We start from the raw sequence: 25,233 nt of genomic DNA, 5'->3' as shown, positions 1-25,233 counted from the left end.
GGTAGGTGCTAAGCTAATCAATTAAAAGGTTTCTTCGTTTGGTCTGCCACCCTCATCATCGCTTTTTTTCGTTTTCTTAAAGCCAAAACTGGTTTTTCCAAAACGGTAAGAAAAAGTGAGGTTGCCCATGGTGCCTTGCATGTAGCGGCTAAAATCAATCAATGAAGTATTGCCGTTTTGGGTCATCTGCCATTTTCTGGTCGAAAATACGTCCCTGATGTTTAGGCTCAAACTGGCTTTCTTGTTTTTGAAGTCGTATTTGGCGCCTGCATCCATGCCGTACATCGCTTTTCTGATGCCTTGGGCCATCACCTCGCGCGAGCGGTAGTCGCCTTTGATTTGCAGGGTGATGCTGTATGGCAATACAAAGTTGTTGGTTAAGTTGGCGTTGTAGCTAAATCCCGAGTTTTCTACGATGCCAAATGCCGGAACGCCCACGATCTTGCTTTGGTAAAGGTTAACGTTGGCGGTAAAGTTCCAAGCTTTGAGCAGGTCGAATTTACCAATCAGCTCTACGCCGCTGGCGATGCTGCGGGTTAAGTTTTGTGGGGTACTGATGGTAATTCCGTTGGCATCAGGTTCAGTTCTGATCCTTTGGATCACATCGTTGGTTTGGCGCATGTAGGCCGACGAAACCAAAGAGAATTTTTTCCAGAATTTGCTATAGCTCAACTCAAAAGCATGTACGTCTTCAGGTTTAAGGTTTACATTGCCTTGGCGGTAGTTTAAAGGGTCTGAAACATCAAGAAAAGGGTTGGTGTCCCAGCCACGTGGCCTGTTTACCCTGCGGCTATAGCTCAACTGTACCTGTTGGTCGCCCTTAAACTTTTGGGTAAGGAAAACACTTGGGTATAAACGGGTATAAGCTACTTTGCCTGGAGTATAAGCCAAGTTAGAGTTGATGTCGTAAGCGCCTAAACGGGTATCTAAACGCGCATCTTCGCCCCTTAAACCAAATTGATAGCCAAAATTGTTGATTTGGTTCTGGTAGTTTACATAAATGGCATGTACCTGGTCTTTGCTGTTGAACTCGTTGCTTAACGAATAGTTAAAATTGTAATTGCCATCAACAGGGCTTAATACATCGGCATAGGTAGAGCTTTCGGCAATACGGATTTGGCTGCGGTAGCCGGCTTCAACTTTGCCTGACTTGCCAACAGGCAAGGTATAGTCTACCTGCGCGTTGTAGTTGCGGTTCAGTCCGTCCCTGTCGTTGCGCTGGATGTCGGGCGTGCCGCTAACCGGGTTGCCGTTAATGTTGTAAATGTTGGTGTTGTAGGTCTGGAAATTATCGTTCGTGCCTTCCGAAAAACTGATGTTGGCCGTAAGCTCTTCGCGAGGCTTTTTAAATTTCTGAGAAAAATCCAAGTTCAAATCGTAGCTGTTGCCTTTGCCATTGTTATCGTTAGAGCGGTGGCTGAGTGCCAATGGATTAAGGTTAGCGCCTAACTGGTCTATAGACAAAAACTCGTTTTGGTTGTTGTTTCTGATGTTGAGCCCTGTAGAGAAGCTCAATACGCTTTTTTCGGCCAGGTAATAATCCAGTCCGGCCTTCAGGTTATGTCCTTTTTCCAAACCTTTCGAATCGGTATTCTGGTTGGCATAGCCGGTTGGCCCGGTGCCATTAAAATAAGCGATGTTGTTGTAGCCACCACCCACACGGTTGCCATAGCGGTAGCTGTAATTGCCGTAAAGGTTTATTTGTTTGTTTTGAAAACTCATGCTGGTGTTGGCGTTGTAATTATCGCGGTTTCCGGCAGTTAAAGCCAAAGAACCATTAAAACCCAGCTTCTTGTTTCTTTTCAATACAATGTTGATGATACCCGATTGTCCTTCGGCATCGTACTTGGCCGATGGATTGGTAATCAACTCCACGCTTTCGATTGAACTGGCGGGGATGGATTTGAGGATCTGGGCCACGTCGCCGCCGGCAATTAACGAAGGCTTGCCATCAATCAGCACTTTTACGCCCGACGAACCGCGCAGGCTTACATTGCCGTCGATATCGGTTTGCACCGAAGGTACGTTTTGCAAAAGATCGGATGCAGAACCACCCTCGCTTACCAAACTTTGGTCAACAGAGAATACCTTTTTGTCGATACCCAATTGCATGGTTGTTTTGGGTGCGGTAACGGTTACCTCGTTCAAAACATTGCTTTTGGCGGTTTTCATTCTGATGCTGCCCAGGCTGATTTCCTTAACCGCATCTGAAATGGTAACCGAATCGCGTACCATGGTTTGGTAGCCCACATAACTGGCCTTGAAAGTAAAGGTGCCTTTGGGGATATTGGTAATGGCAAAAACACCATCAACATCGGTTTGCACCAGCTTGATGGTGTTTTTCGTTTTTTTATCGATCAGCATGGCCGAAGCAAACGGAATGGTTTCATTGGTTTGTGCATCAATGATTTTTCCGGTTATTTTGCCGATATTATTGGTTTGTGCAGAAAGTTTTACAGTTACAATACAAATAGCTAAAGTCAATAACAGAACTTTGCGGATACTATTTTTCATCTAAATCTTGCTCTTTTTTAGTTTTTCCTAAATTGGAAGACAAAGGTCGGATGAGAAAGTTTAAAAAAACGAGGCGTAACTATTTTATTACAGCTAAAACATGATAAATTACGGTAATATTTTTGATAACGAAGGTTTAAGTTATACTGCTTATCGCGAATTGGTAAACCAACTCCTGGCCGAAGGCAAAACTACGGGCCCCGATCATTCGGAAGCCATGTTGCATTATACCAAGATGAACGTGCAACGCATGAACCGGGTCGACAAAACCACGGTGCTGGGTAACGATCTTCTGGAGGCCATGGCCAAAGTAAAAGGCAAGTACCACTTTTTGGTAATCAGCGAAGGCTGGTGTGGCGATGCAGCTCAAATTGTACCTGTAATTAACAAATTGGTTGAACATGCGCCCGATCAATTCGACCTTAAGCTGGTCCTGCGCGATCAACATCTCGAACTGATTGATGCCCACCTCACCAATAACGGCAGGGCTATTCCGGTACTTTTGGTACTTAACGAACAAAAAGAACTCGTTTTGCCCAAATGGGGACCAAGGCCTCAAGTGCTTCAGGATTTATTGATGCAGTGGAAGAAAGAAAACTCCGATATGATGCTGGTTGCCGAACAACTACATGGTTGGTATGCCAAGGATAAAACCCAAAGTACGCAAGCAGAGCTGGCCAAATTGTTGGCTGATTTGAAATAGACGAATGTGTTCGTCGCTTTGTTTGGGCGTTTTTTAACCAATAAGAACATTTCAATCTTTTTTCTAAAGATTTTGTAATGAATTTCTTAGATACCTAGGGCGGTTAGAAGTTAGGCTAGCCATTAAAGCATTAAGCTTATTCAGGCTTTTCTTTTGTCGCATGCTTTGGGTTTAGCCTGAGGGTCTAAGGTGGTTAAAAATTAGGCTAACCATTAAGGCATTAAGGTTATTCAGGCTTTTCTTTTGCCGTATGCTTTGGGTTTAGCCTGAGGCGTCTAAGGTGGTTGAAAATTAGGCCAACCATTAAGGCATTAAGGTTATTCAGGCTTTTCTTTTGCCGTATGTTTTGGGGTTTAGCCTGAGGCATCTAAGGTGGTTAAAATTAGGTTAACCATTAAGGCTTTTCTTATTTGTGTGCTTCGCCGTTGGTTGTAAAGGAATAACGTTAATCGACAGTAACCGTTAAGCCTTCTTGTTGCAGAATTTTGCGGTAAACTTCCATTTCGGTAAACGAACCTTCTAAAATGGCGCATTTTCCTTTGTTGTGCACTTCCCAGGCAATTTTTTCGCCCTGTGCCTCCGTGTAGTCAAGGTATTTCATCATACACCAGATTACATGCTCAAAAGTATTCACATCATCGTTCCAGAGAATAAGGCGATGAATGGTTTTCAGCGAAGTGAGAATTTCGTCTAGCGTAAATGTTTCTTCCTTGGTTTCTGTTGCCATGCTACAAAAATAATAAATAGTATCTAGATATAGATGTAAGTTGTATGATATGAAATTAATGACCGATGCCGGAGCATTAGGCAGGAAGCTATACGTCTCAAAAAATAACTACATTTGTTTGTCAAACCACTCAGCATGCAACACTCAAAAATTGCCGGAATAGGCTATTACGTGCCTAAAAATGTTTATACCAATACCGATTTATCGCGCTTTATGGAAACCAGCGACGAATGGATCCAAGAACGTACCGGGATCAAGGAACGCCGTTTTGCCGACAGACTGGGAGAAACCACCACCACCATGGGTATCGAAGCGGCCAAAGTGGCCATTGCCAGAGCCGGAATTACTGCCCAGGATGTCGATTTTATCATTTTTGCGACCTTGAGCCCTGATTATTATTTCCCGGGGTGTGGCGTGTTGCTGCAACGCGAAATGAAAATGAAGGAAATTGGTGCCCTCGATATCCGTAACCAATGCTCGGGCTTTGTGTATGCACTTTCGGTAGCCGATCAGTTCATTAAAACCGGCATGTATAAGAATATTCTAGTGGTAGGGAGCGAAAAACATTCTTTTGCCATGGATTTCGAGACCCGTAGCCGCAATGTATCGGTTATTTTTGGCGATGGTGCCGGCGCAGTGGTATTGCAGCCCACACAAAAAGAGGGACAAGGCATTTTGAGTACACATTTGCATAGCGATGGCGCCGATGCCGAGATTTTGGCCATGTTTTACCCCGGTTCGCATGCCAATAAATGGATGCCTGAAAAGCCGGGTTATCCAGCTCAGGAGCTGGGCGGTTTGTTCATGACGACCGAGCAGCTGGAAAGTGGCGCGGCCCTGCCTTATATGGATGGACCAGCTGTGTTCAAGAAAGCGGTAGTCAAATTTCCAGAGGTGATTAAAGAGGCTTTGGCCAAAAATAACCTCGAAGCTAAAGATATAGACCTGTTGGTGCCTCATCAGGCCAATTTGCGTATCAGCCAATATGTACAGCAGCTGTTGGGCTTGCGCGACGATCAGGTATTCAACAATATTCAGAAATACGGCAATACCACGGCCGCCTCGGTGCCTATTGCGCTTTGCGAAGCCTGGGAAGCCGGTAAAATTAAGGAAGGCGATTTGGTTTGCCTAGCCGCCTTTGGCTCGGGCTTTACCTGGGCCAGTGCCTTGTTGAGGTGGTAGTTTGATGCAACCTGAAGTAATTGGCCTGAAGCCAAATGAACCCATTTACAATTGAACTAAAACAATGAGCTTTAAATTAGGAGATTTCGTCCGTTTTGTAGACGAAAAGCGTGAGGGCTATATTACTCGGGTGATTGATGCACAAACTTTTGGCGTAACCGATACCGATGGTTTCGAAATTCCGGTTGTTGGCGCTAACCTTACGCATGTGCACGGCCATGGAGCCACACAGGCGCATGAGCCTCAGCAAACTGCGCAAGCAGTAGCCGATTTTAAGGAAGAAGGCGCTTTTTTGGCAGTAGCCGAAGATTCAAAAGCCAGTTCAGTGGCTCATTTTACCTTGGTTAACCGCAGTTCCTATCAATTGCTGCTTACCCTAAAAACAGATATGAAGGGGCAGTATAGGGGAGAGTTTGCAGGTGTAGTGCCACCTCAGGCACAAACGCAGCTCTTTAGCGCCAATTTGGGCGATTTAGACAATTGGCCCCAATATATTTTCCAGGTCTTGTATTTTACAACAGGCAACCTTAAACCCAAAGCGCCACTTAGCCTGACCAAAAAATTCAGGAGCAAAGACTTCAATTCGGCCAAGCAACAAATCGCCGAAATCAATAAATATGGCTGGTTGGTACAACTGGATGAGCCTGCTCCCCTCATCGATCCACAAAAACTAAAAGAGAGTTTTTTTAGGGGCGAAACGCCAAGACCCGTTGTGCCTGTTCCGCCGCAAGAGGTAGACTTGCATATCGAAAAGCTGCGCGACGACCATCAGTTTCTCTCCCAATCGGAAATCATCGATATCCAGTTGGCACATTTCCGCCAGTTGCTCGATGCGGCCATTGTGCATCAGTTGCCATCCATCGTTTTTATACACGGCGTGGGCAATGGCACTTTAAGGCACCACCTTCATCAAGCCGTTAGCAAGCACCCGCAGGTAAGAACCTTTATGGATGCCCGCAAGGAAAAGTTTGGTTATGGCGCTACCGAAGTATTTTTTAAGGTATAGCTTTTACTTTGATTCGGTTGGCTTCACAATGTTGATCCGACTTTGTTTAAACCCAAACCTGCCCAATAAATCGGTGCCTTCTGCTTTAATGGTATAGCTCGTTGGCTTATCGGCCGCATAAAACGAAACGCTGGCCTTGCCATTTTCGTCGGTTATTACGTTGGCGTTCCAATAAATGGTAGAGCGTAGGTCAGGCACGGTGCTGGTATGGTCGGCAGTATATTTTGGACTGTAAAATTCTTTGCCCAAACTTAATGGCAATGGCCTGTATACGTAAACGCCTGGTGCCGTAGCTACCCACGGACCGTTGCCGCTGCGCGTGGTAATTTCGAGGTAATAAAAGACACAACCCTTATACAGCTGGATGTTTTTAATGTCGGCGGCATTGAGGTAATTGAAGATTTGTTTGTTGGCTTCAAACCACTCTCTAGGGCCGGCGCCTTGTACAACTTTATAGGTGCTTATTTTGTCTATCCTGATGGATAAAATAAGGTTTGCTCCGATCACATATTCGTCAAAACTATAATGGCCCATTCTTGAATAACAAGATGGATACCAGGAGTTGCCTGCTTTAAAGCCCTTGAACCTTTCTGTTAAAAGGTCGAGCAGGGTTTTGCGTGGAACCTTTTTCAGCTCCTCTTCTGTAATGAACTGATTTATTCGCGCGTCCCAGGCAACTTCGTAGGTGATATTTGGGTTAGCGCCCTTAATTTCTACTTCTTTTAAGGTAGTGCCGGTTAAGGGTGCCATTAGGCGTTCATTTTGCTTTACTTTTTCTTTGGCATTCAGCAGGGATTTGAGTGCCGTACTGTCGCTGTTTATGTACCAAGGATTTACTTTTGGAGCAAGTCCGAAGGGCAAGGCAGGTACAAATTCGTTGACGGCAATGTTGGCCGAAGATACTTTGCCCTTTGCATTTTTGATTTTAATGGTGTAGGCCGCACTGTCAAGCAAAGGCAGGTTGTCGAAAGTGAAATCGCCATTCTTATTGCTAACGGTATCGGTAAGCAGTACGTCCTTGCCTAAAGAGAGCAGGGTAAGTCTGATATCGGGCACGGGCTTATTGAAAAGGCCCGTTAGCCTGCCGGTAATCTTGTTGCCGTTTTCGGCGATGAATTTAGGGCTTTCCTGTTTTTTTAAAATCTCATTCCAATCATAGCCTACCCAGCCCTGGGTAAGCATCAACTGGTCTAATGCGGCTTGGCTGTGTGCGTCAAAGGTCTTAAAATACCAGCTGGCATCTTCTACCAAGCCTTTAAGGTTGCTCTGCAAAAGGTAGTAAGAATTGATGTTGCCCGCTTTGGCCGGTTGCTGCACCTGCGCATCGTCAGTTACGGCCAATGCAAAAGTACCCTTTACCGGCTTCCCGTTTTCGTCGGTTGCGGTTATATCGATGGCAATGCTGTCTTTGGTTTTATAGCTTGTCCTGGTTTCGAAGTCCAGCTTTATATGCTGCTTGAAATTGATAAAGGCATTGCGTTCGTTTAAGGGTTGCTTTTCTGGAGAGAAGAGGGTAAAATGTACGATGCCATCAGGAAAAATATCCTTTGGCAGTTTGAGGTTGCTGAAACCGCTTTGGAGATTGAGCTTGGTAGCCAAAATAATGCTGTCGCCTACCTGTGCCAGCAGTTCGTAAGCTTGGTCTGTTCTTTTGGCTGGGCTAGCTTTTACAAATACATACAAAGAATCTGGCTTATTCAAATGGTCTATCCTTAAGGTGGTGCCTTCTGGCTTTGCCAAAGGCAACGGCATTTGCTTTTCTTTCCCGTTGAGGTTAAAAACGGCAAAATAAGTCTCGTCTTTTTTGGGCAGCAAGAAGAAATTGCCCATGCCGAGGTGTGTACTTGCAAAGGTGCCCAATTGTTCTTTTCTGTTGTTCACAATTTTACCACTGATTTCCTGGCCCAAGCCATCGGTACCAATGGCCTTAAACGCAATTTTGTTATAGATGTCGTTAACCAGATAGCCGCCTTCGGGCATAAATTGAAGGTCGAGGTTGTCGGGGTCTTTTAAAACCAAAGGTAAAATTGCTTTTTTCAATTTGTCTTTTTTATCGAGGATAAGCAGGCTATAGCCAGGGTTTAGGTTGACGGCAGGCAGTTTTATATCGAAAAAGCCATCTTGAGTGGTTTGCAGTTCGGTGCGCATCAGCCGCTTTTGGCCGTTCATCAAATAAAGTTCCAAATCGCGGTAGCCCGCCGCCTCGTTTTTCACGTTGCTTAGCCGGGCTTTAATGTCGAGGCTGCGTTTGCCGTCTTGGCCAACAAGTTGCTGGCTGGAAGTTAAAAGCCAGGTTTTGTCGGTTGCGTTGCCAATGTAAAAGCTTTTCGAGAAATAAAAATCGGCGCCAAGGTTCTGTTGCCAGTTGGTGTAGGCCCTAATGCTGTAGCTCCCATCGGCAAGCTTCGGATCGAGTGCAAACTGTCCAAAACCGAGCCCGTTGTTTAAGGGAAGCACCAGCCGTTCAACCAGCTGGCTGCTGTCGTTAAAAAGCTCAACGTACAGCCTATCGCTTCGGGTATTGATGTTGTGGTCTGCATTGAGCAGCAAAGATTTGAACCAAAGCGTATCGCCGGCGCTATAGTAGGGTTTGTCAAAAGTGAGGTAGGCTTTTTCTGTCGGAAACAGGCTGTAATGCGCTTGCACCAAGTTGCTTACGGAAGCCCTTGTTTCTTGTGCCCACATTTTTGTTGCGTCACAGCAACCCAGTAGGGCAAACAGGATGAAAGATTTAAGTTTCATAAGCGGTGTTTTAGCTTTCTTTGATTACTCTATTCATTTGTTCTAAAAGACCCTATACTCGGTAGGGGTATTTTCTACTTCACTTGCCTAATCCTTTGCAAAATCTCTATTTTGATTTTGGTTTGTCTGCCACTTGGATGATGGCCTTCTGATAGCCAAACCTGCCCATTAAATCCGTTCCTTCTGCTTTTACGGTGTAAGTGCTAGGCTTATCGGCCGCATAGAACGAAACGCTGGCCTTTCCGTTTTCATCGGTTATGACATGGGCATTCCAATAAATGGTCGACCGCAAATCGGGCAGGTCGTTTTTACTTTCAGTGGTATATTTTGGACTGTAAAACTCTTTTGCCGGACTTAAGGGCAAAGGCCTGTACACATAGTTGCCTTGGCTTGTGGCCTCCCAAGGCCCATTTCCGCTCCGCGTAGTAATTTCAAGATAATAAAATGCACAGCCCTTATAAAGTTGGATACTTTTGATATCTTCTGCACTCAAATAATTGAAAAGCTGTTTGTTAACTTCGAACCAAGCTTGTGGGCCTGCCATTGACGATACTTTAGTTGTACTGATTTTGTCTATCCGAATAGAATTAATAATATTCAAGCCGATTACATATTCCACAAATAAGAAGCGTTCTGCGCCAGTGCTGCAGTTGGGATACCAGCGGTCGCTTATCTTAAACCCGCTAAATCTTTCGGTCAAAAGATTGAGTAGTGTTTTGCGTGGCGTTTTTTTCAACTCCTCTTCTGTAATGGATTTATAAATCTTGGCATCCCAGGCTACTTCGTAGGCTATATTTGGATTAACGCCTTTAATTTCTACTTCTTTTAAGGTGGTTCCGCTTAGGGGGAACATTATTGTTTCGTTCTGTTTCACCTTTTCTTTTCCGTTAAGAAAATGCTTCAGCGCAGTACTGTCGCTGTTAACGTACCAAGGATTTGTTTTTTCGGCGAGACCAATTGGAAGCGGGGGAACAAATTCATTTACACTTATCTTGGCCGCAGAGGCTTTTCCTGCTGCATTTTTAATTTTGATGGCATAGGAGGCGCTATCTAAGCGTGGCAGGTTGCTAAAGGTAAAACCGCCATCCAAGTTGCTGATGGTATCTGTAATGAGTATATCCTTACCCAAAGAAAGCAGCGTAAGCCTCATCGCGGCCACTGGTTTGTTGAGCAGGTTGGTTAACCTTCCTGTAATCTTGTTGCCATTTTCTGCGATAAATTTGGGGCTTGCTTGTTTCTTGAGAACCTCATTCCAATTGTACCCGATCCATCCTTGGGTAAGCAATAGATTATCCAAAGCAACCCGAGCGTCGCCACCCTGGTTTCTAAAATACCAGTCGGCATCTTCGATGTTTCCTTTCAAATTGCTTTGCAATAAGAAATAAGTGACAATATTATCGCCATTAACAGGCAGTTTTACCTGCGCATTGTCGGTTATGGCTATAGAAAATGTACCTTTGATTGGGTTGTTGTTCTCGTCTGTAGCATGAATGGATAGCGAAATACTGTCTTTTGGTTTGGAGGAAATACCTTGAGTTATCGATAACTTGATTTGCTGTTTGAAGTTGATGAATGTATTTCGTTCGTTAAGCGGTTGCTGATCGGGAGAGAAGAGCGTAAAATGAACAATGCCATCAGGAAAGCCATTTTTTGCTAGTTTTAGATTGCTGAAGCCATTTTTGAGATTAATTCTGGTCGCGAAAATGAGGCTGTCAGCTGCTTGTGCCACAAGCTCGTATTCCTGGTCAATTCTTTTCCCTTCGCTTGCCCTGATAAACACATATAAAGAATCTGATTTAGAGGTGTGGTCTATCCGCAAAGTAGTACCTTCTGCTTGAGCCGATGGCAACGGTACTTTTTGTTCCTTGCCATTTACATTAAACACAGCCGTATAGGTTTCGCCTTTTTGCGGCAATAAAAAAAAGTTGCCCATTCCTTGATGTTGGCTGGCAAACGTAGTTAACTGCTCATTTTTGGCATTAATGATCTTGCCGCTTATGTTTCGGCTCAACCCATCTGCACCAATGGCCTTAAAAGCCACTTTGTTATAAATGCCCGCTACCAAGTAACCCCCTTCGGGCATAAATTGCAGATCTATTTCGGCAAGGTCATTTAGGGTTAAAGGCAAAATTGCCCTTCTCAGCTTGTCTTTTTTATCGGTTATCAAAAAGCTGTAATTGCTGTTCAGGTTGTCGGTTGGTAAGGGTAATTTTGCATCAAAAAAACCTCCCTGATCTGTTTGCAACTCGGTGCGCATCACTTTTTTGTTGCCATTCATTAGGTAGATTTCCAAATCTAAATAGCCGGAAGGCTCATTGCGCAGATTGGTAAGGCTCGCCTTGATGTCGAGGCTTCTTTTGCCGTTTTCGGTCGTAATCTTCTGGTTTGAAGTGATGAGCCAGGTTTTGTTGCTGGCATTGCCAATGTAAAAGTTCTTTAGAAAATAAGCATCCACACCAAAATTCTGTTGCCAATTGGTGTAGGCCCGTATGCTGTAGCTTCCATCGGTTAGCTTTTGGCTTAAGGGAAACTGGCCAAATCCAAGCCCATTGTCCAGTGCCACCACTCTTCTTTCAACCAGCTGGCTGCTGTCGTTAAAAAGTTCTACATAGAGCTTGTCGCTTCTGGTATTCACACTGTGGTCTGAATTGAGCAAAATTGATTTGAACCACAGCGTATCTCCAATCGTATAATAGGGCTTGTCAAATGATAAGTAGATCTTCTCTGAAGGAAAAAGCGCATAGTATTTTTCGATCTTGTTGGTTATTGACGTGGGTGGCTTCGTATCTTGGGCAAGTGAGCCCATCGAAATCAAGAGCAGATAGGGGATGAGAAGATATAGGCGAGCATTTTTCATGGATTGAAGATTTTAAGAAGGCTAACTCCCCTTTGCCGATCGGGTCATTTGTTCGAGCATATCCCACATTTCGGTCGGAATGGCTTCGAGCCCGTTCATCTGTCCTGCACCTTGCAGCCATTCGCCACCATCAATTGAAATGACCTCGCCATTGATGTAGCCCGAAAAATCGCTCATTAAAAAGGCAGCCAAATTGGCCAATTCCTGATTTTCGCCCACGCGTTTAAGGGGTACACGGTTTTTGAAATCGAATTTTTTGGCCAAATCGCCAGGCAATAACCTGTCCCAGGCACCTTTGGTAGGAAATGGACCAGGCGCAATGGCGTTGGTGCGGATGCCATATTTGCCCCATTCTACGGCCAGCGAGCGGGTAAGGGCCAGTACGCCACCTTTGGCACAAGCCGAAGGCACCACATAGGCCGAGCCTGTAAAGGCGTAAGTGGTTACGATGTTGAGAACCGTAGCGGGTTGTTTTTGCGCAATCCAATGCTTGCCAAAAGCCAAGGTACAATTTACGGTACCTTTAAGCACAATGTCGATAATGCTCGAAAAAGCGTTGGCCGATAGCCGCTCGGTTGGCGAAATGAAATTGCCGGCCGCATTGTTCAACAAGCCTTCTACGCTGCCAAATTTCTGCAGGGTTTGTGCCAGCACTTCTTCTACCTGGGCATAGTCGCGCACATCGCATTGTACGGCCAACACTTTGCCCCTGGTTTCAGCTTCCATTTCATTGGCTGTTTTTTGGAGCACTTCTAGTTTGCGGCTGGTAATAACCAAATTGGCACCCAGCTTTAAGAAATAGGTGCCCATGGCACGACCCAAGCCGGTGCCTCCACCGGTTACTACAATGGTTTTTCCTTTGAGGGCATCATCTTTTAACATCGGTTCGTTGTACATGGCTTTATGACTGAATTAGTGGATTGCTTTAATTGTTCAATTGTTAAGTTGCCGTATTGTTGGCCCACGGGGCCTTACAAAGGCTATGCTTTCTTTTGCAGGCCGTCTATAATGGTTTTGAGAATGCTTCTGGTTGTCGGTGCCCACCATTGTTTCAGCATTACTTCAAGGTCGGCACTTTGGTCGGCACTGGTGCTGGCAATCAATTCCTTGCGGATGTTGGTTTTGCTCTGTTGCCAGGTATTGCGTTCAAAAGCCATGTATTTTCTCGCTTTGCGTTCGGCTGCGGTTAAAATGCTTTCGGGTTTGACCAATTCGTCTACCAAACCCACATTTAGGGCTTCATCCGGACTAAACAGCTTTCCTTCTAAAAGATGTCTTGATGCCGAGGCTTTGCCCAGCCAAAAGGCGTACAGGTTAAAAATACTGTTGGGTACGATGATGCCTACCGGAACTTCATTTAATCCAATAATGTATTTGCCTTCGGCCATTACCCGCGCATCGCAAGCCAAGGCTATAACGCAGCCGCCTGCAGGACTATGGCCATTTATGGCCGCTACCAATGGTTTTTTAAAAGCCGTGATCTTGGCTACAAAATCCAGGAATAAATGCCAAAAGCTTTTGGCTTCTTCCTCGTTGTAATTGTAAAGCTCGATTAAATCTAATCCGGCCGAGAAAAAATGCTCCTTTCCGGTAATCACGACGCCGCCGATATGGCTGTCGTTTTCGATATGGTGCAGCATGTCGGTCAGTTCGGTTACCATTTCGCGGTTCATGGAGTTTGATTTGCCCCTGTTCAGGGTAATGATGGCCAAACCGTCTTTTATGCTTGTTTCAATTGTGTTCATGGGTTCTTATTTTACTTCATAAGTATATACTTTTCTGCCCAAATTACCAAAAGCATCCATGCCTTCTACGATAACCCTGTAAGTACCAGGGCTTCCGGCATTAAAATAGCTGAGCTTGGCTTTGCCCTTGATGTCGCTGTTGAGGTTTGGCTGCCAAAAAACAGTAGTTCTCAGGTCTTCCATTTCCTTATTGACTTTTGGGTCGTCGTAGTTGGGCATGTAAAATTCCTTTACGGTAGCAAAGCCCCTGTTAGATAGCCTGATTTTATTGAAAGTAGTTACGGTTTCTAATTCGTCCAGCTGTTTGGTGGTAATCAAAACTACGCCCCAATAGCCGTCTTGGCCGTAAAGAACGGTATTGTAGTTCGAGCTGAGCACCTCTATGCCTTCTACCGTGCCTGGCGGGATATCCTTGATCTTATCCTGGCCAATCCGAACGCCATCCAACAAGACCATTACTGGTTTTGGAAGGGCCGAGGTAATAGAAACCGTGCGGAAGCTGGAGCGTACATAGTTGCCTCCATAAAGCATGATGCCCGGAATACTCAAAAAAGCCTGTTCCAAGCTAGTTTGGTACTTTAGTTTTTCTTTGGTAATGACATAGTCTGCCTGGCCTGCCAAATTTTTGGAACCTCTGATGGGGTTGACCGGGATAGGCGATTTCTTGGCCTTGATATTTACCTCGTTAAGCTGTATGGCGCCATCGAGCAGATTGTATTTTTTGAGGTCGGCATAGCGTTTTCTGGTTTCCTCGAGGTATTGTGTCAGGTTAAATGATTGGCCATCAAAACTGCTTGAAACGTTAGGCGAGCCATTAAGCCTAATCAATACATTATCGCTTTCGTTTTTGCTTTTGGCCTGCATAATAAAGGTTACGCTGTCTGGAAGGTCGAGCCTGTCGAAAATAAACCTGCCATTGGCATCGGCCACGGTATCTAAAATCATGGTGAAGTTTTTGGTGGTCGAGAGGAGAGTCACCTTGGCATTAGGCACTGGCTTTTTGTTTGCATCGTAAACAATGGTGCCTCCAATTTCGAGGCTTTTTTCTATCCGATAGTTAAGCACAGGCATTTTGTCTTCCTGAATATCTTTCCAAATAAACCTTCGCCAGCCTTGGGTAAGCATGAGGTTGTCTAGTTGCCTCGCTTTCTCGTCGGTTACGTTATTGAAGTAGTAGTTGGGTTTTTCTACGTAACCTTTCAGGTCGGAGGTCAGCAATAGGTTAGACAGGATCGTAGTTTCCTGATCCTCGTCGAAAGGCACTTTGCCCATATCGGTTATGGCTACCGAAAAATTACCGTCTGTCGGATTTTCGTTGGCATCGCTCACCGTGAAATCGAGTTCTGTTTTAGATTTGGTATGGGCAGATTTGATGTCGTTGATGTTTATTTTCAGGGCATCTTGATGGTTAACAAAAACCAGGCGTTCGGCTATGGGTTTACTATCCGAATCGAAAAGCGTAAACTGGACAATACCTGTAGGAAACGTGCTTTTGCGTGTGGTAACCGATACGTTCGCGCTTTCTGCCTTGATGGGAAAAGAGGCATAAACCACTCCATTTGCTTGGGCAATTATATATAAATCTTTTCCGGTAGCCAAATCTGGTGTACTGGCCACGCGTATGCTGATGTTGTCGCCGGCCATGTTAATGGCCAGTGCATGGCCACTGTTGTAGGCTTGTGGCAACTCGAATGTTTTGGTTTGTCCGGTGCTGTTCACCACCACTGCGGTATATTGCTCTCCGGCTTGTGGCATCAGGGCAAATATGCCCATTCCAGCGTGCTCGGTAGCAAACTGAGCCACTTTTTCCTTTTTGGAGTTTTCAATATAACCCGATAGGTTAAGGCCAAAGCCATTGGCCGCTACTGCTTTAACACCAACTTTTGTCCTTACGTTATTGAGCATCGTACCTCCTTCAGGGAAAAACTGCAGGTCGAATGCCTGTGCCTTTTCATTGGTTTTGGCGGTGCCGGTTTCGTTTACGTTACCGATGTTGAACGATTTCTGAAAAAAGAAATGGTCATCGTAATTTCGCATGTAATTGGTGTAGGCACGTATCCTGTAGGTGCCCGAGGCCAGTGAGTCGGCTAGGTTCAAGTTTCCGAAGGCCGTGCCTTTGTCAACAGGCAAGGTGATCTTTTTCTTGATGTTGTTTTTGGCATCGATCAGTTCTACATACAGCACAGCGCTTAAAAAAGAGGGTTCGTTCTTTTCGGCAGTAACCAAATAGGCCTTCATAAAAATGGTTTCGCCAGCTGCATAGTAAGGTTTGTCTGTTTGCAGGTGTATTTTTTCTTGTGGGTAAGTGGCTGTTAGCTTGGCCAACTGTTTGAGTATTTTTTCTAGGGGATCGTCGGGATAATTAAAGCTCAGGCAGGCAATGGCCAAAACGCTAAGCAGTGAAAGCTTTAACTTGAGATTGGATAACATGTTAGATTTAGGTTAGTTAACGGTATAGGTGTATACTTTTCGCGCAAGATTTCCGAGGTTGTCGATCCCTTCTATCACAATTCTGAAAGTTCCCGACTGGTCGGTATTGAAATAGTTGATGTTGGCCTTTCCGGTGGCATCTGAAACTACCTGCGGGTTCCAATAAACTGTTGTTCGCAAATCGGGCTTGCTGTCTTGGGTGGCATTGTATTTAGGCGAATAGAACGTTCTTACGGTATAAAATCCTTTTGGCGCATAGGTTACAATGCCTGGCGCATACCTGTTGTAGCTGCTGCTAGCGCCTCCGCGTTTTGAGGTGATCACCAATACGCCGCTGCCTCCGTTCATGCCGTAAATAGCGGTATTGGCAATGCTTTTCAATACTTCTACACTTTCTACATCTTGCACCACAATATTGTCGAGGTCAAAATCATCGCCCATGTTCATGCCGTCTAAAACAATAGCCATTGGCGTGCGGCCATTAAGCCCGCCCGAACGCATCATGTAGGCCTTGCCGTTGCTCACGGTTACGCCAGCAATGCGGCCCGAAAGAAATTGCGATAGCGAAAATGCGGTTTCTAGGTCTTTTTCGGTAAACACCTGATCGGCATGGCCGGCGCCGTTAAGGTTTGACGAGTTGGGTGCCGGATTTTTCTTCTCTACGATTTTAACCTCGTCGAGCATAATGGTACGGTCTAAAAGCCCTCTTTTGCTCTGCTCGTCAAAATAACGGCCGCTTTCGGCCAAATAAGGCATCAGGCTTTCGTTAACGTTTACCTCAATGTCGCCGGTGTTTTTGTTGGGGGTCACGATTTGTCCGGGAACAATGTCTAGGTCTATCTGTACGTTTTTGTTGTTCTTGTCTGTACGTGCCTGAACCACAAATTTGGTGCTGTCGCCAAAAGAGATCTGATCAAAATTGAACCTGCCTTTGGCATCGCTTAGGGTATCAATGGCAAACAAGCCTCCCGACGAAGAAAATAGCGATACCTTGCCATTTGGTACAGGCTTGCCGCCTTTGGTAATGATGCCGCTAATTTTCATGTTTTTTTCGGGCTGGTAGGTAATCGTCGGCTCCTGGTTGTTCGCCAGGCTTTTCCAACTTATTTTTCTCCAGCCTTGGGTAAGCAACAGGTTGTCTAATTCGGTGCGGGTTTTGGTGTCGTTGCTGAGGAAATAATGGTTTGGTTTTTCTACATAACCGATAAGGTCGGCCGTAAGGAGCAAGCGGGTCAGGATATTGCTTTCGTTGTCTAAATCGGGTGTTACGGCAGAAGCATTGGTTACCGAAACCGAAAAGCTGCCTTGTACGGGCTTAGCCTCGTGGGTAACGTTAAAGTTAAAGTCGACATTACCCCGTTTGTCATAGCTTGGTTTCAGGTTTTGTGCGTTTACTTCAATTTTGTCGCTCGGGTTGTTTACAAAAGCCAAGCGTTCGCAAACAGGCTGGTTATCGGGAGTAAAAAGGGTCAATTGCACAATGCCCGATGGAAATTCGGCCTTTGGAGCGCTAACGGAAACCAATTGCCTAGCGGTTGGCAGCTTGGTGGTAAAATATACATTGCCGTTGTGCTGGGCTACCAATTTGAGCTCGCCTTTGTTGACCAAGTCTTCTGTCATCATAACTTTAATGGCCATTTTGCCGGTGTCAATATTGTTGACAGCCATGACATAACCACTGCTGGCCGCTTTAGGGAGCACCGTGCTTTTTTCTGTTCCATCGGCCAGTTTGATTTTGGCGGTGTAGGTTTTGCCGGCAATCGGACTTAAGATGAAAGAACCCATACCCAGGTAGGTGGTTTCAAACTTGAGCAGCTCTGTGCCGTCATTATCTACTACAGAGCCCTGAACGTTTTCGCCAAGGCCATTTGAGCTGACCGCCTTGATGGCTACTTTGCTAGGCAAACCTTCTACCAAGCCACCGCCTTCTGGAAAAAACTGTACATCTGTGCCTTTAGCCGTGGTTTTGATGGGGATGTTTTTAACTATTTTTTGTTTGTTGGGCAGGGTAATGGTGGCTGTAATCCTACCCGATTTGTAAAGACCGGGCTGCGTGTTGGTGTAGCCAATTACAATTTCGCCATTGCCATTGGTGGTGGCTTTGCCTTTTGCAATGCTTCTTGCGCTTAGTTGGACTTCGTAGGCCACCTCGCAGGCGGCGTAAGGCTTATTGTCTTTGTCGGTAAACTGAATGGTGCTGCTTACTTTCTCGGCACTGTTTTCGGTGCTCAGTACGTCTTTGGTTTTGGTAAATACCTTATTGGCCCAAGAGTTCCCGATTTTGATGGTTTTGTCGAAAAAGAAATCGGGGCCGGCGTTGCGCATCCATTGGGTGTAGGCCCTGATGCGGTAATTGCCTTCGCTTAGCGAATCGGTCAGCTTAAAGTCGCCCCAGGTAATGCCGCTCTGCATAGGTAATTTGAGCTGCTTTTTGATGGAGTCGCGCTCGTTGATCAGCTCTACATATAAAATGTTGCTGATGGTAGAGGGTTCCGATGTTTTGGTATCTACTACATAGGCCTTAAACCAGATATTGTCGCCAATGGCATAATAAGGTTTGTCCAAATGCAGGTATATTTTTTCTTGCGGATATTTTTTAGTGTACTCTTCGAGCTTCTTGAGCAGTGCGGCAAACGGATCGTCGTCTGTAGTGAAAGCAGAAAGGCCAAACAAGGCCAGCAAGGCAATGGATAAGATAAGCAGATTCCTTTTCATCGAAAATAAAGTAATAAAGCCTTAAGTTACAAAAACCTAAGGCTTTATTAAAATATAAAGAATTAAAAAGTTAGTTGATTGCTAAAAAGTGTTCTTCCACATCATGCTTTCTACGGGCTTGGTGGTTTTGTTGTTGTATTTGGCGTTGTTTTTGGTGTTGTATAGGTTGCCGATGCGGCCTTCTACCACAAAGTAAATCAATTGGCCAATAGGCATGCCGGCATAAACCCTAACGGGTTGCGCACAAGAAATTTCCAAAGTCCAGGTATTGCAAAAGCCTACATCGCCCTTGCCGGCGGTGGCATGAATGTCGATGCCCAAACGGCCGGTGCTGCTTTTGCCCTCTAAAAAAGGAACATGTGCATGGGTTTCGGTGTATTCGAGGGTTACGCCCAGGTAAAGCGTACCGGGTTGCAGTACAAATCCCTCTTTCGGGATTTCGAAATGGTCTATCTGGTTGTGGGCCTTGGCATCGAGTACGCGGTCTTTGTAGGTGGCCAAATATTTGCCCAAATGTACGTCGTAGGAGTTGGTGCCCAAACAATCGATATGGAATGGCTCTATAATAATGGTGCCCTTATCTATTTCCTCAAGTATCAGTTTGTCTGAGAGTATCATTTTATGAAGTTTTGGACTAAATTATGATTAATTTAAGATACTTTTGTATTGATTTTCTAAATAAGAGATGCCAATAGTTTTTAATAGAAAAATTGATGACCAAACCATACTGGCTGTATGGAAAATCGAAGAAACCGAAGAAGAGCTTCTGGCCAGCCTGCAGCTTAAGCAGCACGAACTGGATGTAATCGCTTCGCTAAGCAACGGAAAAAGAGCCCTGCATTGGCTGGGTACGAGGGTATTGTTGCGCACCATGCTCAACACGGCCGACTATATCGACTGCCGCATGGACGAACATGGCAAACCTTACCTGGTTAATTCGGACACTCATATTTCGCTGAGCCATTCTTACGACTACGCTGCCGTAATTGTGGGCAAAGACAGGAAGGTAGGGGTTGATATCGAGCTCATCAAGCATAAGATCAAAAGCATCAAGCATAAGTTTCTTTCGGATGTAGAGCTGGCCCAAAAGCAGATTGGCGATAATACCGATGGCCTTTATGTAAGCTGGTGTGCCAAAGAGGCCATTTACAAGTGGCACGGCAAAAAAGGACTGGAATTTAAGCAGCATATCCATATCAAGCCGTTCAAACTAAAAAAAGAAGGTTCGCTACAAGCTTTGGTCGATTTGCCTGAAGGTACCCAAGAGCTGACCGTGAGCTATTTTAAAACCAAAGATGGCTATATGTTGGGCTATGTGGTGGCCTGAGGAACAAGTTTATGGAAAACAAAAGCACGGCACATGAGCTGGCCAACAAGGTAAAGGTTAAGTTTTTGGATTGGGGCCTGATCGATTATCAGGAGGCTTGGGACAAACAGGAAGAGCTTTTTGGCCAAACCGTTGCCCTTAAAACCCAAAACAGAACCGAAGCTACGGCTATTCCAACCCCCGATTATCTGGTGTTTTGCGAACACAAGCATGTTTATACCCTAGGCAAAAGTGGGCATCCCGAAAACCTGTTGCTCGACGAGGAAGGCCTCCGGGCCAAAGAAGCGGCCTATTACAAGATTAACCGGGGCGGCGATATTACCTACCATGGCCCTGGCCAGCTTGTGGGTTACCCGATACTCGATCTCGACCATTTTTTTACCGATATCCACCTGTACCTGAGAACACTCGAAGAAGCAGTAATCCTCACTTTGGCCGATTATGGCATTAAAGCTGGGCGCTACCCGGGCTATACCGGGGTTTGGCTGGATGCCGATCAGGAAAAAGCCCGTAAAATATGTGCCCTGGGCGTACGTTGTAGCCGTTGGGTAACCATGCATGGCTTTGCCTTTAATGTGAATGCCAACCTCGATTACTTTAAAAATATTGTGCCTTGTGGCATCGACGATAAGGATGTAACCTCGCTGCAACGCGAATTGGGCAGGGAAGTGGACATCGCCGAAGTAAAGGAAAAATTAAAGGGCCATATTGCCACCTTGTTTAAAATGGAATTGGTTTGATATGAAAAAGTGGTGGCTTGGTTGCCTATTTTTGTTGGCAGGTTTAACTGCCCGGGCCCAAAACCTGGACGAATTGGTTAGCTTCATCCAGCAGAATCCCCAAAAGGCATCGATTTATTTGATAGAAGGTGGCCAAACTACCGTTAGCTGGAACAGCAATCAGGTAATGCCCTTGGCCAGCGCTGCCAAAACCATTATTGCCATTACCTTTGCCAAACAGGTAGCCACAAAAAAAATATCGCCAGCAACAAAAGTTGCCGTGCAAGACCTGGCAAAATACTATATTCCCAACACCGATGGGCAGGCACATCCCAGTTGGCTCAAATCGATAGGCAAATCGGCTGCCGATAGCGTAACTTTGCTTCAGGTGGCCCAAGGGATGATCAAATTCAGTTCTAATGCCAATACCGAATACCTGCAGGATTTGTTAGGCCTGGCCCTTATCAATAAAAACTTGGCAGCATTGCAGCTCAAATCGCACCAGCCTTTGTATTATTTTACGGCCGGCGCTACTATGGCCACGCTTCGGCCCGAAGGCAAAAGCAACGAAGCATGGATCACGGAATTGAGCACTATGCCTTTGGCAGCCTATGCCAAAAAATGCGAGGAAGCCCACCGCAAACTTAAGGCAGATCCCAACTATGTGAAACAGTTTAGCTTTGCGCGCCTTCCTTTATCGGTGCAAAAGGTTTGGTCGGACAGGCTAGTAGGCGCTACTACTTACGATTATGCCCAGCTGATGCAAAAAATCCTGAATGGCAAGTTTTTTGAACCAAAAGTGCAAAGCGTGCTCGAAAGCATCATGGAATGGCCCATGGCTTATCCGGGCAACCAGGCCATGTTTAACCACTTGGGCCAAAAAGGCGGCTCAACGGCTTTTGTGCTTACCGATGCCTTTTACGCCAGTGCCAAAAACGGGGCCAAAATAGCTTGTGCCTTTTTCTTCAATAACCTCGATGCGAAAGAAAATGCCATGGTCAATAAACATTTTGCCGACTTTGAAGCCAGCATACTTACCGATGCCAATTTCAGGAAAAAACTGGCCGTAGCCTTGCATTAAGACCGTTTTTTGATTGAGGGGTTGGTGTAATTTGCTTATAGTCAGTGGTTAGTGTTAAGAAAAATAACCTTGATTAATTTTGTTGTTTGAATAGAACCCCTAATTTTAAGTTAAACTAAAAACTAAAAAACTATGGATTATTCATCAGATTACTCAGGCGCAGGTGCGAGCATATTTGCGGGCATTTTTTTAACATTTTGGCTAATTTCCCTTGCCTTGGGCATTATTTCGATTGCCGGCATGTGGAAAACCTTTGAAAAAGCCGGTAAACCAGGCTGGGCAGCCCTCATTCCCATTTACAATATTTATGTAATGATTGAAATTGTAGGCAAACCTTCTATTTGGTTGTTGTGGTGCATAATACCTTGTGTAAACTTTGTGTTTTGTATCTGGGTGCTTAATTTAATGAGCAAAAGCTATGGCAAAAGCGAAGGCTTTACTGTTGGCCTGTTCTTTTTGGGTTTTATTTTCTGGCCTATCCTGGGTTTCGGCGATGCCAAATATTTGGGCCCTTCGGCAGCAGAGGCACAAAATCCTTTCGGAAACAATCCGTTCAACAATCCTAACGGACCATTTAACCAGCCACCTTCGCCACCAAGCCAGCCACAAGCCTAGTGCAATTGAAGTTATCGGTAAAATATGACCCATCTGTCTTGTTAGTTATTTTTAGCAAGGCCGATGGTTTTTTGTTGCCCTGCCCGTTTAAGCGGCTTATCGGCCTCGACTGCCCGGGTTGTGGCTTTCAGCGTTCGCTGTTGGCCCTTGTGCGCGGCGATTGGCAGGCCAGTTTACATTTTTATCCGCCTACGCTGTTGTTTTTGGTCAGCGCTTTGGCCACCTTGCTGAGTTATAGCCTTAAATGGGATACCAATGCCAAATGGCTCAAGGCGTTGTATCTGGCAACGGGTTTGGCCGTGCTGGTCAGCTATGGCTATAAGATAGTTACGCATCAATTGCACTAGGTAAAACCGGTTGGTGCAAAATTTCGTAAATGAAGTTGATGAAATTTAGCGGTATTTTCCTGTCATTTTGTTTATTATTGAGCTGCGATAAAAACACGGCTTCTGATATGAATACTGCTTCAACGGTACCTTCGGGTACCCCTTTAACCTACCTGGCCTTAGGCGATTCGTACACGATTGGCGAGGCGGTTAGCGCCAGCGAATCATTCCCTTATCAATTGGCGGCACGGCTCAAAACGGCGAACCTGAATGTGCAGACTCCAAAAATCATTGCCAAAACCGGCTGGACAACCGACGAGCTGCAGGCCGCCATTAACGAGGCCCAAATCAAGACTTCTTTTGATCTGGTTACCTTGCTTATTGGGGTCAACAACCAGTATCGAGGCTATTCGCCAGATACCTATCGCAAGGAATTCAAAGCCCTGCTGCAAACCGCTATAAGCTTTGCAGGAAATCAGAAAAAACATGTTTTTGTTGTATCTATTCCCGATTGGGGCGTAACGCCTTTTGGCAAGAACAGTGGCCGAGATGTACAGGCCATTGCGCAGGAAATAGATGCTTTTAATGCCATTAACAAAGCAGAAACCCTGGCTTTGGGCATAAGCTATACAGATATTACCCCAGGCTCTAGAAATGCACTTACCGATGCTGGGCTGGTTGCGGCCGACGGTTTGCATCCTTCGGCTAAAATGTATGGCGAATGGGCACTAAAAGTGGCTAGTGCAGTCGAGGCTAACTTTAAATGATCAGACTGCCCTTGAGGTAACCTGGTTGTAATCCATGACAATGGTTTTCAGAAAATCGAGCTCGTTCATGCCTTCGGGTATGGCTGTGCCTAAATGCGACGATATTTTGCCGGCCATTTGGTAAACAAGGTTTGGATTAAAGGTTTTGTAATAGGTATTCAGCACTTCGTGCACCAGTTCTACATCCCGGTCGGTGAGCAGGTGAACACTATCGAAAACAGGCGTATAGCTTTCGGCTGCAGGATGAAAGGCAATGTGGTGCAGCTTGGTGCGCGGTACGGTTTTGATGACAGTTGTTCCGGCCACAATATCGCCAATGCGTTGCTTGTTGTCTGAAAGCACCACGCAGAGAAAGCCCCCAGCCCAGGCGGTTAGTGGAAAATCTACGATCCTGAAAACCCAGCGGATAAAGTACTGGCCCAAGCTCGGCTGGCCGCCGTCGAGGCTAACTACCTTGGTTTTAAGGATGTGCTTGCCCAAGGTTTGCCCATTCATAAAAACTTCGCAAAGCAGGTCGTAGAACAAAAAGAGAAAGGCATAGATTACAAGCATCACCTTTCCAAAAATGGCTGATTTTAGCAGGTCGGTGGCGCTGAAAACAAACAGAAAGATCAGAAAGGTGAGGCCAAGGGCAGCGATGTCGATAAGCCATGATGCCATGCGCTCGCCCACACCCGCAACCGGATAATCGATGTCTACGTGCTGACTGGTATTTACCCTAACTGTTTCCATAGCTCCAAATATAATATCGTTTTTTAATTTTTGTTGACTAATAAAATTTTTGTTTTATTTTAACGGAAAAATTCTAGAACCGGGAAATCTATCTATGAGAGAAGCGCTGTTTGTAAAGCAGAATGCCGAAAAGTGGAAGAACTATGAACAGCTACAGACCAATAATCCAGATGAGTTGGCCGAGCGGTTTATAGAAATCACCAACGATTTGGCCTACGCCAAAACTTTTTATCCCAAATCTAAAACTACGAGCTATCTCAATGGCATTGCTTCTCTGTTGCACCAGGCCATTTACAAAAACAAAAAGGAAGATGCAAATCGCTTTACCCGTTTTTGGAAGCTCGATTTGCCTTTGCTGTTCTTTAAATATCGCCGGCAGCTGCTGTATTCTTTGATCTTTTTTACGCTGTCAATGGCCATCGGTATCCTTTCGGCCAAATACGATGATACTTTCCTACGCCTCATTTTGGGCGATAGCTATGTAAACATGACCAACGAAAATATTGCCAAGGGCGATCCCTTTGGCGTATATAAAGAATACAACGAGTTTGGCATGTTCCTCATGATTGCCAGCAACAATATTTGGGTTACACTGGTTACCATTGTCAGTGGCATATTCTTGTCAATAGGCCCCGTTTTTGCCATGATGAGGAACGGTATTATGCTGGGTGCCTTCGAATATTATTTTTTTAGCAAAGGTTTGGGCGCCCAATCGATTTTGGTGATTTGGATACACGGAACGCTCGAAATCCTTTCCATTATTGTAGCTGGTGGCGCCGGACTGGTTTTGGGCCATGGCCTGCTTTTCCCTAAAACCTATACCCGGATGGCAGCCTTTAGGCACGGCGCCAAGGATGCGGCAAAAATAGCGCTGGGCATTAGCCCGATTATCTTGCTGGCCGCCTTTTTTGAAAGTTTTATTACCCGACATACCGAAATGCCTGTTTGGCTGAGCATTAGCATATTGGCCAGCTCGCTCGGTTTTATGGTTTGGTATGTGATTATCTATCCTATGCAATTAGCAAAACGCACTCAGTACAATTAA

General features: G+C 45.3%; 20 protein-coding genes. 10 read left to right on the top strand and 10 right to left on the bottom strand.

Annotated features, from left to right (window positions below; translation table 11 throughout):
* Nucleotides 1-21: 21 nt before the first annotated feature.
* A complete protein-coding gene (locus JHD69_RS00390; protein ID WP_199136141.1) occupies nucleotides 22-2,514 on the bottom strand; it encodes an outer membrane beta-barrel family protein in 2,493 nt (830 codons plus the stop codon).
* A gap of 100 nt (nucleotides 2,515-2,614) precedes the next feature.
* Between JHD69_RS00390 and JHD69_RS00385 the strand changes: the two genes are divergently transcribed.
* Entirely contained in the window at nucleotides 2,615-3,217 is a 603-nt protein-coding gene (locus JHD69_RS00385; RefSeq protein WP_199136139.1) for a thioredoxin family protein, read from the top strand.
* 445 nt (nucleotides 3,218-3,662) lie between these two features.
* On the opposite strand, the gene JHD69_RS00380 is transcribed toward JHD69_RS00385, so the two are convergent.
* Nucleotides 3,663-3,944 (bottom strand): ATP-dependent Clp protease adaptor ClpS, encoded by a 282-nt coding sequence (locus tag JHD69_RS00380; RefSeq protein ID WP_199136137.1) that lies wholly within the window; start codon nucleotides 3,942-3,944, stop codon nucleotides 3,663-3,665.
* Between the two features lie 135 nt (nucleotides 3,945-4,079).
* On the opposite strand from JHD69_RS00380, the gene JHD69_RS00375 reads away from it, so the two are divergent.
* Both JHD69_RS00375 and JHD69_RS00370 read left to right on the top strand, forming a co-directional pair.
* Nucleotides 4,080-5,126 carry a 3-oxoacyl-ACP synthase III family protein gene (locus JHD69_RS00375; RefSeq protein WP_199136135.1) on the top strand — a complete coding sequence of 349 codons (1,047 nt, stop codon included), beginning with the start codon at nucleotides 4,080-4,082 and terminating at the stop codon, nucleotides 5,124-5,126.
* Between the two features lie 64 nt (nucleotides 5,127-5,190).
* Nucleotides 5,191-6,132 (top strand): Smr/MutS family protein, encoded by a 942-nt coding sequence (locus JHD69_RS00370; RefSeq protein WP_199136133.1) that lies wholly within the window; start codon nucleotides 5,191-5,193, stop codon nucleotides 6,130-6,132.
* Between the two features lie 3 nt (nucleotides 6,133-6,135).
* Here the strand turns inward: JHD69_RS00370 and JHD69_RS00365 are convergent, their stop codons facing one another.
* The 7 genes from JHD69_RS00365 to dcd form a co-directional block, all read right to left on the bottom strand.
* A complete protein-coding gene (locus JHD69_RS00365) occupies nucleotides 6,136-8,874 on the bottom strand; it encodes a hypothetical protein (RefSeq protein WP_199136131.1) in 2,739 nt (912 codons plus the stop codon).
* A gap of 106 nt (nucleotides 8,875-8,980) precedes the next feature.
* Complete coding sequence (locus JHD69_RS00360; protein WP_199136129.1) at nucleotides 8,981-11,731, bottom strand: hypothetical protein; 2,751 nt, start codon at nucleotides 11,729-11,731, stop codon at nucleotides 8,981-8,983.
* A gap of 21 nt (nucleotides 11,732-11,752) precedes the next feature.
* Nucleotides 11,753-12,628: an SDR family oxidoreductase gene (locus tag JHD69_RS00355; protein WP_199136127.1), complete on the bottom strand. Its 876-nt coding sequence runs from the start codon at nucleotides 12,626-12,628 to the stop codon at nucleotides 11,753-11,755.
* Between the two features lie 83 nt (nucleotides 12,629-12,711).
* Nucleotides 12,712-13,476: an enoyl-CoA hydratase/isomerase family protein gene (locus JHD69_RS00350; protein ID WP_199136125.1), complete on the bottom strand. Its 765-nt coding sequence runs from the start codon at nucleotides 13,474-13,476 to the stop codon at nucleotides 12,712-12,714.
* A 6-nt stretch (nucleotides 13,477-13,482) separates the two neighbouring features.
* A complete protein-coding gene (locus JHD69_RS00345) occupies nucleotides 13,483-15,906 on the bottom strand; it encodes a TonB-dependent receptor plug domain-containing protein (RefSeq protein ID WP_199136123.1) in 2,424 nt (807 codons plus the stop codon).
* A gap of 12 nt (nucleotides 15,907-15,918) precedes the next feature.
* The gene (locus tag JHD69_RS00340) at nucleotides 15,919-18,621 is read right to left on the bottom strand and encodes a carboxypeptidase-like regulatory domain-containing protein (RefSeq protein ID WP_199136121.1); all 2,703 of its coding nucleotides are present in this window, start codon (nucleotides 18,619-18,621) and stop codon (nucleotides 15,919-15,921) included.
* 81 nt (nucleotides 18,622-18,702) lie between these two features.
* Nucleotides 18,703-19,239, bottom strand: a complete 537-nt coding sequence (dcd, locus tag JHD69_RS00335) for a dCTP deaminase (protein WP_199136119.1) — start codon at nucleotides 19,237-19,239, stop codon at nucleotides 18,703-18,705.
* A gap of 67 nt (nucleotides 19,240-19,306) precedes the next feature.
* On the opposite strand from dcd, the gene JHD69_RS00330 reads away from it, so the two are divergent.
* From JHD69_RS00330 to JHD69_RS00305, 6 genes are all read left to right on the top strand, one after another.
* Complete coding sequence (locus tag JHD69_RS00330) at nucleotides 19,307-19,948, top strand: 4'-phosphopantetheinyl transferase family protein (RefSeq protein WP_199136117.1); 642 nt, start codon at nucleotides 19,307-19,309, stop codon at nucleotides 19,946-19,948.
* Between the two features lie 11 nt (nucleotides 19,949-19,959).
* Nucleotides 19,960-20,688 (top strand): lipoyl(octanoyl) transferase LipB, encoded by a 729-nt coding sequence (gene lipB / locus JHD69_RS00325; RefSeq protein ID WP_199136115.1) that lies wholly within the window; start codon nucleotides 19,960-19,962, stop codon nucleotides 20,686-20,688.
* Nucleotide 20,689: 1 nt separating this feature from the next.
* Nucleotides 20,690-21,748, top strand: a complete 1,059-nt coding sequence (locus tag JHD69_RS00320; RefSeq protein ID WP_199136113.1) for a serine hydrolase — start codon at nucleotides 20,690-20,692, stop codon at nucleotides 21,746-21,748.
* Between the two features lie 132 nt (nucleotides 21,749-21,880).
* On the top strand, nucleotides 21,881-22,363 hold the full coding sequence (locus JHD69_RS00315; RefSeq protein ID WP_199136111.1) for a DUF5684 domain-containing protein: 483 nt from the start codon (nucleotides 21,881-21,883) through the stop codon (nucleotides 22,361-22,363).
* A gap of 38 nt (nucleotides 22,364-22,401) precedes the next feature.
* Nucleotides 22,402-22,710 (top strand): DUF2752 domain-containing protein, encoded by a 309-nt coding sequence (locus JHD69_RS00310; protein ID WP_199136109.1) that lies wholly within the window; start codon nucleotides 22,402-22,404, stop codon nucleotides 22,708-22,710.
* 29 nt (nucleotides 22,711-22,739) lie between these two features.
* Nucleotides 22,740-23,456: an SGNH/GDSL hydrolase family protein gene (locus tag JHD69_RS00305; RefSeq protein ID WP_199136107.1), complete on the top strand. Its 717-nt coding sequence runs from the start codon at nucleotides 22,740-22,742 to the stop codon at nucleotides 23,454-23,456.
* On the opposite strand, the gene JHD69_RS00300 is transcribed toward JHD69_RS00305, so the two are convergent.
* Nucleotides 23,457-24,188, bottom strand: coding sequence for an RDD family protein (locus tag JHD69_RS00300; protein WP_199136105.1), 732 nt, complete (start codon nucleotides 24,186-24,188; stop codon nucleotides 23,457-23,459).
* A gap of 94 nt (nucleotides 24,189-24,282) precedes the next feature.
* Between JHD69_RS00300 and JHD69_RS00295 the strand changes: the two genes are divergently transcribed.
* On the top strand, nucleotides 24,283-25,233 hold the full coding sequence (locus JHD69_RS00295) for a stage II sporulation protein M (protein ID WP_199136103.1): 951 nt from the start codon (nucleotides 24,283-24,285) through the stop codon (nucleotides 25,231-25,233).

The organism is Pedobacter sp. ASV12 (genome assembly GCF_016429155.1).
Classification (GTDB): domain Bacteria; phylum Bacteroidota; class Bacteroidia; order Sphingobacteriales; family Sphingobacteriaceae; genus Pedobacter.
Note: the sequence above shows the minus strand (reverse complement) of the source record. Positions and strands in the feature narration are given on the sequence as shown.